Below are 12520 nucleotides of genomic sequence, written 5' to 3'. Positions count from 1 at the left end.
GTCAGCTCCCGCGGTAGGTGGAGTAGGCGAACGGCGACAGCAGGAGCGGCACGTGGTGGTGTGCCGCGGTGTCGGTGACCTCGAAGACCACCGACACCTCGGGGTAGAACGTGCGCTGCCGTCGCGCGGCGAACCACGCTCCGGTGGCGAAGACCAGGCGGTGCACGCCGAGCCCGAGCTCGGTGGCGCCCCAGTCGGAGATCCGGCCGTCGCCGTCGGTCTCCCGGGTGGCGACCGGCGTCCAGGTTCCGTCGGACCAGCTGTCCCAGACGGTCCGCACGCCGTCGGCCGGGCGTCCGGTAGTCGCGTCCAGGACGTGCGTCGAGAGAGTCAAGGACGGACCTCCACTGATTCGTCAGCGAACAGCTTCTGCAGCCGCAGCCGGGTGATCGCCGCGAGCTCGCCGCGCACTACGTCGTGTTCGTGCGCCGGGTCGTTGTCCAACCGGTCCTGCAGGATGCCGAGCAGCTCTTCCGCCGACTTGCCCGACGCGCACACCAGATAGACGTGGCCGAATCGTGCCTCGTACGCGGCGTTCCCGTCGGCCAGCGCGGCCAGCACCTCGCCGTCGGCGTCGGCGACCCCCGCCTGCTCACCCTGGGACCACTTCTTCTCGGTGGTGGCGGCGTCCGTGGGGCGGTCACCGATCCGTGGGTGCGCGGCCAGCGCTTCCTCGACGTCTGCCCAGCTCAGCGACCTCACGATCGGGTCGGATGCGGCGAGGAGCGCGTCCAGACCGGGATACGGACGACCCGCCACGACTGCCCGCCCCCAAGCCGTCGAGGCGCAGCACGGATGCAGCATGGCCGCAGCGGCGTCGGCTTCGGCGGCGTTCAACTCGTCCACGCTGGTCAACGGTGCCCCCTGGAGATACTCGTCCGTGCTGCCATCCTGGTGTCCATAACACACCGCCCGACATGCTGATGCACTCCAAGCCCACCGAGTCGGAGGGATACCTCCTTGTAGGTTCCTCCAAGGAGGTGGACGGTGCTGCTCGGAGAGCTGCTCGAGACGGGTGACCTGGGGCTACGGCCGCTGGTGCTGCCGTCGGGTGCTGAGCGGCGGGCGATCGTGGACGTCTACACGACCGACCTGACGGACCCCGGCCGGTACCTGACCGGCGGGGAGCTGGTGCTCACCGGGTTGGTCTGGTGGTCGGCCGAGGCGGCTGCCGGGTTCGTGGATGCGCTGGTGGACTCCGGTGCGACGGCGCTGGGGGCGGGGGAAGCGGCCCTGGGCGGTGTTCCGGACGAGTTGACGGACGTCTGCCGACGCCGGGGGTTGCCGCTCTTCGCCGTACCGGCCTCGCTGTCGTTCGCCGAGATCACTCGCCGGGTGCTGGCCGGGAACGCGCCCGCCCGGCCGGTGGGGCGTCGGCTGCTGGCGGTGCTCGCCGGGCGGGCCGGCCTGAACCGGCTGCTGGACGTCGCGGCGGCCGAACTGGGGGAGCCGTGTGCGGTGCTGAGCCCGGTCGCGGGCGTGATCGCCGGTGCGCCGCCGCCGGAGCGCGCTGCGCTCGTCCACGCGGTGCTCACCGCACCGCGGCTCCCGGCGTCGGTGACCGTGGCGGGCCGCCGGATCCGGCTGCTGCCGGCCGACGCGCCCGACCGGCACCGGACCGTCGCCTGGTTCGTCGCCTGCCCGGCCGAGCTGGCCGACGCCATGGTGCTCGCCGAGGAGCTCGCCGGGCTGGTCGCGTTGGAACGAGCCAGGGTCGACGCCGGACGCCGCGCCGAGCGCCGCCTCGCCGACCAGGTGCTCCGGGCGCTGACCGCGGGCGGCGACGCGGCCGCAGAGCTGCTGCCGGCGCTGCGGGTCGCGGGGATCGGGCCCGGTACCCCGGTGACCGTGCTGGTCAGCGACGGTGAGCTGGGGGTCGCGGTGCTCGACGAGGTGCTCCGGACCGCGGTACCCGACCCGGTCGTCGGCGTCCGTGGCGGGACGACGTTGGCCGTCGTGCCGTCCCGTGACCTGACCGCGGACCAGCTGGCCGACGCCGTCCGCGCCGGGTACGCCGCGGTGGCAGCGGGTCTGGGCGGTGCCCGGCTGCCCACCGGCGTGAGCGGCACGGTCGCGGCCGGCCCCGCGCTGTTCGCCGCGTTGGAGGAGGCGCGGCACGCCGCCGGGCTCGCGGCGGCCCGGAGCGAGGCCGCCGCGGTGGTCACCGCCGACGAGATCGACTCGCACATGCTCCTGCTCGGCAGCGTCCCGGACGAGGTGCGCCGCGCGTACCGCAACCGGGTGCTCGGCCCCGTGCTCGCCTACGACAGCACGCACGACGCGGAGCTGGTCGCGACGCTGACCGCGTTCCTCGACCACGCCGGCTCCTGGAGCCGGTGCGCCGAGGTGCTGCACCTGCACGTGAACACGGTCCGCTACCGGATCGCCAAGGTCGAGCAGCTGACCGGCCGGAACCTGGGCAGGCTGGACGACCGCGTCGACCTGTTTCTCGCGCTCCGGCTGGGCTAGCGGCCCGTCGAGCCGTCGATCAACTCCCGGGTGATGTCGGCGTGACCGGCGTGGCGGCTGGTCTCCTCGATCATGTGCACGAGCACCCACCGCAGCGAGAGCCGGTGGCTCCGGTACTCCTCGGCGCACGGGGCGTCGAGGTCCGGCGCCGCCTCAATCAGCCGGTCGGACTCCTTCCATGCCTCGCGGTAGTCGTCGATGAGCTGGTCGACCGTCACGTCGTCAGCGACGTCCCAGCTGTGCCGGTCCCACTCGACGCCGGGGTCACCGGCCCAGACGTGGCGGAACCAGTACCGCTCGGCGACGGTCAGGTGTTTGACGAGCCCGGCCAGGCTGGTTCCCGACGGCACCACCGAACGCCGGGCTTCGGACTCGGAGAGGTCTTCGATCTTCCGGATGATGGCTTGTCGGAGGTAGGCGAGGAAAGCCAGCAGGGTTGCGGATTCATCACCGACGATGAAAGGAGTCCTGCGATCCGTCATCGCTCCATTGTGCGGTGCGACTCGTGGGTGAATGGTGTGTTTCGAAAGGGTGTCGCGACCCGTCACACGCCCGGTCACACGGGCGCGCCCGACGCTGGTCGTCGTCGGGGCCACGGGGGTCCCGCGACACCAGGAGAAACACATGCCGAAGTTCGTCATCGAGCGGGAGATCCCAGGCTTGGGCGCGTCGAGCCCGGAGGAACTGCGTGCGATCTCGCAGAAGTCGCGCGCCGTGCTGAACGAGCTGAGCCCGCACGTCCAGTGGATACAGAGCTACGTCACCGACGACAAGATGTACTGCGTCTACGTCGCCGATGACGCGGAGTTGGTGCGGGAGCACGCGCGCCGGGGCGGGTTCCCGGCCGACCGGGTGAGCGAGGTCCGGACGACCGTCGACGTGACGTCCGCCGAGTAAACGGGCACCGCGGGGAGGCCGGATGACGTTGCACATTCACCTTCTCGGCTCTCCCCGCGTCGTCCTGGACGGCGCCGAGCAACCGGCCCCACGCGGCCACAAGGTGTGGGGCCTGCTCGCGTATCTGGTGCTCCGGGAGACGCCTCCCGGCCGGGCCGACGTCGCCGGCCTGCTGTTCCCGACGGCTGACGATCCGCTGGCGGCGCTGCGGTGGAACCTGTCCGCGCTGCGGCGGCTGGTCGGGGATCCGGGCGCCTTCCGCGGTGACCCGCTGATCCCGAACTGGTCCGAGGTACCGACCGTCGACGTCTGGGGGCTGCGTGAGCGCGGGGCTACGCCCCCGCCCGGATCGGACCTGCTCGGCACGCTGAGGTTCGCCGGCTGCCCCTCGTTCGAGATCTGGTTGGACGCGCAGCGGCGGCACGCTCGTGGTGCGGTCGAGTCGCTGCTGCACGAGAGCGCGCTGGCGCTGTTGGCGGCCGGGGACGCGGAGCAGAGCGCCGAACTCGCCGGGCGGTTGGTCACGCTCGCGCCGTACGACGAGAACTACCACGTCCTGCTGGTCCGGGCGCTGGCCGTCGGCGGTCACGGCGTGGACGCCGCCCGGCGAGCCGCGGCCTGCCGGACGCTGTTCCGGAACGAGCTGGGCGTCGAGCCCGGCCCGGCGCTCGACGCGGCGATGGCCACCCGGACGGCGTCCACGACCACCGGGCCGGCCACCGGCCGCCCGGCGGTGCGGGCGCTGCTAGACGCCGGCGAGGCAGCGATCAGCGCAGGCGCGCTGGACCCCGGATTGGAGTGCCTACGGCGCGCGGTCGCGGACGCCGAACGGCTCGGTGACGGCGCGGTCGCCGCGGCGGCCTACACCGCGCTCGGCACGGCGCTCGTGCACGCCGCCCGGGGCAGCGACGAGGAGGGGGCGGCTGTCCTGCACCGGGCGCTGGCCTGCCACCGCGCCGAGCCGGCGTCGCTCGCCACCGCGTACGTCGAGCTGGCGTACGTCGAGTTTCTGCGAGCCCGCTACCAGCGGGTGGAGCCATGGTTGAGCTGCGCGGAGAGCGTGACCAGCGATCCGGCGCAGCGGGCGTTCGCGCTGTCCGTGCGCGGCAGCACGCGGTCCGACCTGGGTCGGTACGCCGATGCGCTGGACGCGCTGGACGAGGCCGCCGAGTGCGCCGCGGACGAGCGCAGACGGTCCTACGTGATGTCGATGGTCGGGCGCGTGCATTTGCTGCGCAGCGACCTCGACGCGGCGGCCGACGCGCTGGACGAGGCGCTGGAGCGCGCGTCCGGGAGCGGGTGGGTCACGTTCGTCCCGTGGCCGGAGGCGCTCCGGGCCGAGGTGGATCTGAGACGGGGAGAACTGAACACCGCACGGGGTCGGCTGGAGCACGCGTTCGCGCTCGGCTGCCAGATCGGCGATCCGTGCTGGGAGGGCCTCTCGGCACGTGGGCTCGGCCTGGTCCGGGCCGCCGAGGGAGACCTGTCCGGCGCGGTCGAGACGCTGCTGGACGCCAGGCGGCGCGCGGGCAGGCTTTCGGACGGGTACGTCTGGGTCGAGGCGTACGCGCTGGACGCGTTGGCCACGGTCGGTGCCGCCGCGGGCCGCCCGGAGACCGCCGGGTGGGTCGCGGAACTCGCCACGCTCGCCGAGCACAGCGGGATGGCGGAGCTCAGCGTGCGGGCCGCGCTGCACCGCCGGAACGCCGGTGCGCCGGGAGCCGCCGAGGCCGCCCGCGCCCTAGCCGCGTCCGTAGACAACCCCGCCCTGACCGCCCTCCTCAGCTAGGACAGCTCGTCCACAGGCCAGCGACCTAGTGCTCTAGCGCCTTGGTCAGTGCTGGGGGGACGGGGCGGTCGGGTTTGTCGGCGAGTGTCTCGGGCAGACCGGCGCCCACCAATACGCACCGCGCCGCCTCGGTCGGCAGCGCCGCCCACCAGCGGGACACCAGCGCGCTCCACCCGTCGCTCGCCAGCCGCCCGTAGGCACGCACCCGGGCCAGGCCGCCGTCCGGGAACACGTCCACCCGGAGGTGCGTCGCCCGCACCGCCGCATCAGTAGCGAACCAATGTGGGGTGTCGGGCAGCAGCGGACGCCGCTCCAGCAGCTCCGTCCACCCCTCGTCGCCGTTCGGGTCGTGGAGCCCGGCGTCCAGCGCCCGCACCCGCACCGCGCCCGGCGCGTTCCCGACGAAGTGCGTCGTGTCGACGACCAGCTGCCGGACGTGCCCCGGACCGGCGAGCCGGATCAGCAGCCAGTCGTTGCCGTCGCCCCGGCGGCGCCGCGTCTCCCACCCCTGGCCCATCGTCTGGGCCTGTCCGGGCAGTAGGACGTGGTCGGCGGGGGAGTAGAAGCGGTTGCTGCAGTCGTCGACCCGGCCACCGTTGTGCAGCGCGGCCAGGTCGAGCGGTACGCCCGCCAGACGCCGGGGATCGGGAACGGCGTCGCCCAGGATCCGCAGCCGGGCGACGCCGCCGTCCGGGGCGATGTTCAGCCGGACATGCGTCACCAGTGGCCCATCGGCGACGTCGATCCCATTGGCGCTGTCACCGGCGAGACGAACCCGACCGGTGAGCGGCACCCAGCCTTCGTCGTCGACGAGCGATGCGACGGAAGGGTAGCCGTCCACGTACCGGCCTTCCAGCCAGCACTCCTCGGGGTAGTTGCCGGTGAAGTGTGCGGTGTCGACGATCGCCTGCCGGACGAACCCGGGAGCACCGAGCCGGACGATCGCCCAGTCGTGGCCGGGCGTGCGCCGACGGCGAGTCTCCCAGCCGTCGTAAACCTGTCCCTTGTGGCCGAACGTGTGCGACTGGAACAGCGGCGCATCCGGCCGGATCAGGTTCTCCTTCTCCGCGAACGTCTCGTCGTTCGCGGCCACGACCGCACCCCCGAACGGACGCGCAGCGAGGTCGATCATGCGTTCCCCCTGGTGAGCAGCTGTCCGGTCGGCTCGTCGCCGGTCACCCGGCGCCCCCGCAGCCAGGTCTCGCGCACGATGCCGGCGAGCGGACGGAACGCGTACGGCGTCACCGGATGCCGGTGGTGGAGCTGCGCCGGGTCGACCACGCGCCCGGCGTCCGGATCGAAGACGGCAAAGTCGGCGTCGAACCCCAGCGCTATCCGGCCTTTGCGCCGGAGACCGGCGATCTCGGCCGGTCGCTGCGACATCCAGCGGGCGACGTCGGCCAACGTGAACCCGCGGGTCCGCGCTTCCGACCAGATCGCCGACAGACCGACCTCGACCGACGCGATCCCGCCCCACGCGACGCCGAAGTCGCCGATGTCGAACCGCTTCAGTTCCGGCGTGCAGGGGGAGTGGTCGGACACGATGCAGTCGATCACGCCGTTCCGAAGCCCTTCCCAGAGGAGCTCGCGGTTGCTCGCTTCCCGGATCGGCGGGCAGCACTTGTACTGCGTCGCTCCGTCGGGCACCGCTTCCGCGGTGAAGCTGAGGTAGTGCGGGCAGGTTTCCGCCGTGATGCGGACGCCGTCCCTGCGCGCCGAGACGATCATCGGGAGAGCGTCCGAGCTCGACAGATGCAGGATGTGAACACGAGCGCCAGTCCACCGGGCCAGCTCGATGACCTGCGCGATCGCGACGTTCTCGGCGCCACGCGGCCGGGAGGCGAGGAAGTCCGCGTACCGGTCGCCGCGAGCGGTCGGGGCGCGGTCGATCGCCTGCGAGTCCTCGGCGTGGACGATCAGCAGCGCGTCGTAGGAGTGCAGGGCTTTGAGCGCGTCCTCGAGCTGCGACGGGTCGACCGGCGGGAACTCGTCGACGCCGGAGTGCAGCAGGAAGCACTTGAACCCGAAGACGCCGGAGTCGTGCAGTCCGCGCAGGTCCGGCAGGTTGCCCGGCACCACGCCGCCCCAGAACCCGACGTCGCAGTGCACCTGACCGGCCGCGGTCTTGCGTTTGAGGGTGAGGGCGGACACGTCCGTGGTCGGCGGGATGCTGTTCAACGGCATGTCGACGATCGTCGTGACGCCACCGGCGATCGCAGCCCTGGTCGCGGTCGCGAAGCCTTCCCACTCGGTGCGGCCCGGCTCGTTGACGTGCACGTGCGTGTCGACGACGCCGGGCATCAGCACGTGATCGTCCGGCAGCGTCACCTCGTCGGGGGCGGAGAGGTCGGCGTCGAACGGCTCGATCGCCACGATCGTGCCGTTCGCGACACCGATCGCCCGGTCGACCTCACCGGTCGCGGTCACCACCCGCCGCGCGCGGATCACCACATCCAACAACGAGACCCCTAGTGCCGTGGGCGGGACAGCCGCCGGAGCTGTGGGACGTCGAGCGGCACCTCGTCCTCGGTGAGCGCGCCGCAGTCCAGGCCGCGCAGGATCACCGCGGCGAGCGCGCGGGCGGTTGCGGGCTCGTCGACCACTCCGCCACCGTGGGAGGAACGGGCGAGGTAGGTGGTCAAGCGGGTAACAGCCGTGGGAAGCGCGTCCCGGAAGAACACGTAGGTGGCCAGGTACCGGGTGACCAGGTGACCGGGGTGCATGTCCCAGCCTTGGTAGTAGGCCCGCTCCAGCGAGCGGCGCACCAGCCGCGCGTGGTTTCTCCAGGCGGCGTGCACGTCCGCGGTGGAGCCGGTCGGCATGACGTTCGTCGATCCGTCCACCGCGGGCACCCCGGCCTGCACCGCGGCCAGCAGCATCACGGCCTTCGCGTGGTCGGCGACCGGGTGATCCAACGACTGGAACGCGGCTGCGACGCCGAGCGCGGCGCTGTAGTCGTAGGTGCCGTAGTGGATTCCGGCGCAGCGCGGGCCGGCAGCGGTGACCAGTGTGGCCACGGTTGCCGCGCCGGTCGCCCCCTGGATCGCCGAGGGCAGCTCGATCTGTAGTTCGACGCCGATCGTCCCTGCCGTGAGCCGGTGGGCGTCCTCGATGGCCTCGACCACCGAGAGCACGGCCTCTACCTGCGCGACCGAGGAAACCTTCGGCAGCGTCACGACGAAGCGGCCCGGGAGCATCGGCGGCAGCTCCCGTCCGTCCGGCAGAGCCGCGCACAACGACCCGACCAGCAGGTCCAGCGTGCGGACGCCACGCCGCCGGTCACGCGCCTCCATCGACTTCACCCGGAGCCCGAGCGAGAACGGCCCCCCGTCGCGTCCGATCAGCGCCGCGATGGCCTGACCGGCCTTCTGTGCGTCGGCGTCCTCGTCGGTGTCCGGGCGGTAGCCGTACCCGTCCTCGAAGTCGATCCGCAGGTCCTCGATCGGCTCGGTGGCGAGCTTGACCCGGAGCCGGGGAAGGGCATCCGCGACCGCGCGTTCCGGCAGCCCGGTGGCGGCGGCGAGGTGGTGCGGGTTCGGGGCGTGCTGGTCCAGCAGCGCGAGCGCCTCGGTTCCCCAGCGGGCGGGCAGACCGGCCGCGAACTGGTCGGCAGGCACGTACACGGTGTGCACGGGTTGACGCCCGGGAGCGTCGCGTTCGTGCTGGACCTTCAGCGCGGCGTCGGTGTCGGCCAGCCGGACGTCGAGCGCGTTCAGCAAGTCGTCCAGCATCAACGGACCAAGGCGTACGCGGGCAGCGTGAGGAAGTCGACGAACTCGTCCGCGAGTGCCACCTGCTCGAACAGCGTCCGCGCCTGGTCGTACCCCTCGCCGAGCTTCGCGACCTCCTCGTCCAGGAGCCGGCGGACCAGGGCCTCGGTGACCGGCTCGCCGGTGTCGAGGATCGTGCCCTGGGCGATCCACTGCCAGACCTGGGACCGGGAGATCTCCGCGGTGGCGGCGTCCTCCATCAGGTTGTTGATCGCGACCGCGCCGAGCCCGCCGATCCACGCCTTGAGGTACTGCAGCGCGACCGAGACGTTCGCCCGGACACCGGCCTCGGTGACGTCGCCGGGGGTGTTCGCGACGTCGAGCAGGTCGGACGCGGCGACGTGGACGTCCGGCCGGAGACGGTCGAGCTGGTTGGGCTTGTCGCCCAGCACGGCGTCGAACACCTCTTGACAGACCGGGACGAGATCCGGGTGGGCGACCCAGGAGCCGTCGAACCCGTCGCCCGCCTCGCGCTCCTTGTCGGCGCGCACCTGGGCGAGCGCCTTCGCGTTCACCTCGGGGTCGCGTCGGCTCGGGATGAACGCGGCCATCCCGCCCATCGCGAACGCGCCGCGCTTGTGGCAGGTGGCGACCAGCAGCTCGGTGTAGGCGCGCATGAACGGCGCGGTCATCGTCACCTTGCCCCGGTCCGGGAGGACGAACTCCGGCCCGGCGTCGCGGAAGTTCTTGATGACGCTGAACAGGTAGTCCCACCGTCCGGCGTTCAGCCCGGACGCGTGTTCGCGCAGCTCGTAGAGGATCTCTTCCATCTCGAACGCGGCGGTGATCGTCTCGATCAGGACGGTGGCGCGGATGGTGCCGTGCGGGATGCCCAGCGCGGCCTCGGAATGCGTGAAGACGTCGTTCCAGAGCCGCGCCTCGAGGTGGCTCTCGGTCTTCGGCAGGTAGAAGTACGGGCCGCTGCCCCGGGCCAGGAGTTCTGCGGCGTTGTGGAAGAAGTACAGCCCGAAGTCGACCAGGCCACCGGCGATCGGCTCGCCGTCGACCGTGACGTGCTCCTCGTCCAGGTGCCAGCCGCGCGGGCGGGTGACGACGACCGCGAGGTTCTCACCCAGCTGGTACTGCTTGCCGCCGCTCTCGAAGCTCAACTCCCGTCGGGTGGCCCGATAGAGCGAGATCTGGCCGCCGACGACGTTGTCCCAGTGCGGGGTGTTCGCGTCCTCGAGGTCGGCGAGCCACACCTTCGCACCGGAGTTGAGCGCGTTGATCGTCATCTTCGGGTCGGTGGGACCGGTGATCTCGACCCGCCGGTCGAGCAGGTCCGCCGGGGCTTCCGCGACCTTCCACGACGGGTCGTCCCGGATCGACGCGGTCTCGGCGAGGAAGTCGAGCTTGCCGGTGCGGGCGATCTCGGCGCGCCGGGTCTTCCGTCGTTCGAGCAGCTCCGTGCGGCGGGCACCGAACGTGCGGTGCAGATCGGCGAGGAACGCCAGCGCTTCGGGCGACAGGATCGTTTCGGCGCCGTCGACCGTGGTGGGGCTGGTGTTCACACCGCTCGTGCCAGTCACGTTGCGCCTCCTCCGGTGGGGTGGACCGTTACACCGTAGGCGCCGTGCACCCCTGGCTGACAAGGTGCGAGGCGGATATATCCGCCGCGTCGGCGGTAGGCGCTTTTGGAGGAATCTCTAGTGGCGGAGGTCGGCGTTGAGCGTCCGGGCCCAGGGCGCGTCAACCTCGTGGGCGCCCATCGAGACGACGACCGTGCAGAGCGCGCCGGTGGCGAAGAAAGCTTGGACGTCCTTCTCCGGGGCGCCGGAGACACCGCTCGCGTACTCGACGAGGCGTTCGTAGCCTTCGCGGACCGCGCGTTTGACCTCCGGGACGGAGATCGCGGCGCACTGAGCGTGCATCTGGAGCAGCAGGAGGTCCTGATCGGCGATCAGGTTCGCGTAGGCGCCGCCCATCGCGTGGAGGACCTCGGCGGGGCTGGGCGCGCTCGTCCCGTCCGTTCCTGCGGCAACGTCGGCGCCCTGGGCGAAGCTCTCCTGGATGCGAGCGAAGCAGCGCTCGACGACGGCCGCGAAGAGCGTCTCTTTGTCCGGAAAGAGCCGGTACAGGTAGGCCTGCGAGATCCCGGCGGCCCGGGCGACCTCCACGGTCGTCGTGCCGAAGTACCCCCGGGCGGCAAAGGCGCTGATCGCGGTCGACAGCACCGTCTCCCGTCGATCCTCAGCGGTGGAGAGCGTGCGCACCATGTGAGTAGTCAACCACACTATCCGCGACAACTAAGTGTGGTGTGGGCGATCGCCCACACCACACTTAGTTGTCGCCCCCGGTCGCGCCTAGGGCGCTCAGCGGATTCGGGCTCCGGAGATGGCTCGGGCGATGACGAGGCGCTGGATCTCCGACGTACCCTCGAAGATCGTGTAGATCTTCGAGTCGCGGTACATCCGCTCCACCGGGTGCTCCCGGCTGTATCCGGCGCCGCCGAGTAGCTGCACTGCCCGCTCGGTCGCCCACACCGCGACCTCGCCGGCCTTGAGCTTGGACATCGAGCCCTCGCCCGCGGTGAACTCCTTGCCGGTGCGCCCCATCCAGGCCGCCCGCCACACGAGCAGCCGCGCGGCGTCGATCTCCATCTTCATGTCCGCGAGCGCGAACGCGACGGCCTGGTTCTCGATGATCGGACGGCCCCAGGTCTCGCGTCCCTTGGCGTACTCGAGCGCGTACTCGTACGCGGCCCGCGCGATGCCGATCGCCTGCGCGCCGACGGCCGGGCGGCTGACCTCGAACGTCCGCAGCGCGGCCTGGCCCTTGCTGCCGACGCCCTCCCGGGCGCGGGCCAGCTTCTCGTCCAGCTTCTCCTTCTCGCCGAGCAGGCAGTTCCCGGGGATCCGGACGTCGTCGAGGAACAGGTCGGCGGTGTGCGACGCCTTGAGGCCGAGCTTCTTGACCTTGCGCGCGGTCGAGAGCCCCTTCGTGCCGGGCGGGATCACGAACCCGGCCTGGCCCCGCGAGCCCAGCGACGGGTCGACCGACGCGATCACGACGTGGACGTTCGCGATGCCGCCGTTGGTGATCCACGCCTTCGCGCCGTTGATCACCCACTCGTCGGTTGCCTCGTCGTAGCGGGCGCGGGTCTTCATGCCCGACACGTCCGAACCGGCCTCGGCCTCGGACACCGCGAACGCGCCGAGCTTCGGGTCGGACTCGTCGCCGAAGCACTGGGGCACCCACTCCGCCAGCTGGTCGGGCGTGCCGGAGGCGAAGATGCCGGCCACGGCCAGCGTCGTGCCGAAGATCGACATCGCGATCCCGGCGTCACCCCAGAACAGCTCTTCGTTGACGATCGGCAGCGTGAGCCCGGTCTCGTCGCCCCACCAGGTGGCGAGCGACTCGAAGCCGTAGAGGCCGATCTTCGCGGCCTCCTGGATCACCGGCCAGGGGGTTTCCTCCCGCTCGTCCCACTCGTGCCCGGCGGGGCGCACGACGTCCTTCGCGAATCCGTGCACCCACTCACGGAGTTCGTCTTGTTCTTCGGTCAGGTCAAGGCTGAACATCGCGTCCCTCGTTCTGAGCGGGCTCGAGTTTTATGAGAGGCGCCTACTGACTAGTAAGCTTACTCGCGAGTAGA

At 71.5% G+C, this 12520-nt stretch carries 12 protein-coding genes; 3 read left to right on the top strand and 9 right to left on the bottom strand.

The features are described from left to right. Position 1: 1 nt before the first annotated feature. Both uraH and uraD read right to left on the bottom strand, forming a co-directional pair. A complete protein-coding gene (gene uraH / locus BUB75_RS16765; protein WP_073258118.1) occupies positions 2-334 on the bottom strand; it encodes a hydroxyisourate hydrolase in 333 nt (110 codons plus the stop codon). Continuing rightward, positions 331-846 (bottom strand): 2-oxo-4-hydroxy-4-carboxy-5-ureidoimidazoline decarboxylase, encoded by a 516-nt coding sequence (gene uraD, locus BUB75_RS16760; RefSeq protein WP_218617566.1) that lies wholly within the window; start codon positions 844-846, stop codon positions 331-333. Before uraD ends, uraH begins: the two co-directional genes overlap by 4 nt. A gap of 141 nt (positions 847-987) precedes the next feature. Here uraD and BUB75_RS16755 point away from each other — a divergent pair, with 141 nt between their 5' ends. Further along, positions 988-2469: a PucR family transcriptional regulator gene (locus BUB75_RS16755; protein WP_073258114.1), complete on the top strand. Its 1482-nt coding sequence runs from the start codon at positions 988-990 to the stop codon at positions 2467-2469. Here the strand turns inward: BUB75_RS16755 and BUB75_RS16750 are convergent. Continuing rightward, positions 2466-2951, bottom strand: coding sequence for a DinB family protein (locus BUB75_RS16750; protein WP_073258112.1), 486 nt, complete (start codon positions 2949-2951; stop codon positions 2466-2468). The two genes, BUB75_RS16755 and BUB75_RS16750, sit on opposite strands and share 4 nt — an antisense overlap. A 142-nt stretch (positions 2952-3093) precedes the next feature. Here BUB75_RS16750 and BUB75_RS16745 point away from each other — a divergent pair, with 142 nt between their 5' ends. Both BUB75_RS16745 and BUB75_RS16740 read left to right on the top strand, forming a co-directional pair. Beyond that, a complete protein-coding gene (locus tag BUB75_RS16745; protein ID WP_073258110.1) occupies positions 3094-3366 on the top strand; it encodes a DUF4242 domain-containing protein in 273 nt (90 codons plus the stop codon). Positions 3367-3388: 22 nt separating this feature from the next. Next, entirely contained in the window at positions 3389-5155 is a 1767-nt protein-coding gene (locus BUB75_RS16740) for an AfsR/SARP family transcriptional regulator (protein ID WP_073258108.1), read from the top strand. Positions 5156-5180: 25 nt separating this feature from the next. On the opposite strand, the gene alc is transcribed toward BUB75_RS16740, so the two are convergent. The 6 genes from alc to BUB75_RS16710 all read right to left on the bottom strand — a co-directional run bounded on the left by alc (position 5181) and on the right by BUB75_RS16710 (position 12446). After that, complete coding sequence (alc, locus tag BUB75_RS16735; RefSeq protein ID WP_073258106.1) at positions 5181-6287, bottom strand: allantoicase; 1107 nt, start codon at positions 6285-6287, stop codon at positions 5181-5183. Then, complete coding sequence (allB, locus tag BUB75_RS16730) at positions 6284-7612, bottom strand: allantoinase AllB (RefSeq protein ID WP_073258104.1); 1329 nt, start codon at positions 7610-7612, stop codon at positions 6284-6286. Before allB ends, alc begins: the two co-directional genes overlap by 4 nt. 11 nt (positions 7613-7623) lie before the next feature. Further along, positions 7624-8886 (bottom strand): DUF6986 family protein, encoded by a 1263-nt coding sequence (locus tag BUB75_RS16725; protein WP_073258102.1) that lies wholly within the window; start codon positions 8884-8886, stop codon positions 7624-7626. Beyond that, entirely contained in the window at positions 8886-10454 is a 1569-nt protein-coding gene (gene aceB / locus BUB75_RS16720) for a malate synthase A (RefSeq protein ID WP_218617564.1), read from the bottom strand. The genes BUB75_RS16725 and aceB overlap by 1 nt, the downstream gene beginning before the upstream one ends. Before the next feature lie 117 nt (positions 10455-10571). Next, a complete protein-coding gene (locus BUB75_RS16715) occupies positions 10572-11141 on the bottom strand; it encodes a TetR/AcrR family transcriptional regulator (RefSeq protein ID WP_073258099.1) in 570 nt (189 codons plus the stop codon). Positions 11142-11237: 96 nt separating this feature from the next. After that, on the bottom strand, positions 11238-12446 hold the full coding sequence (locus BUB75_RS16710) for an acyl-CoA dehydrogenase family protein (protein ID WP_073258098.1): 1209 nt from the start codon (positions 12444-12446) through the stop codon (positions 11238-11240). Positions 12447-12520 lie beyond the last annotated feature (74 nt).

It is taken from the genome of Cryptosporangium aurantiacum, assembly GCF_900143005.1.
GTDB lineage: Bacteria > Actinomycetota > Actinomycetes > Mycobacteriales > Cryptosporangiaceae > Cryptosporangium > Cryptosporangium aurantiacum.
Note: the sequence above shows the minus strand (reverse complement) of the source record. Positions and strands in the feature narration are given on the sequence as shown.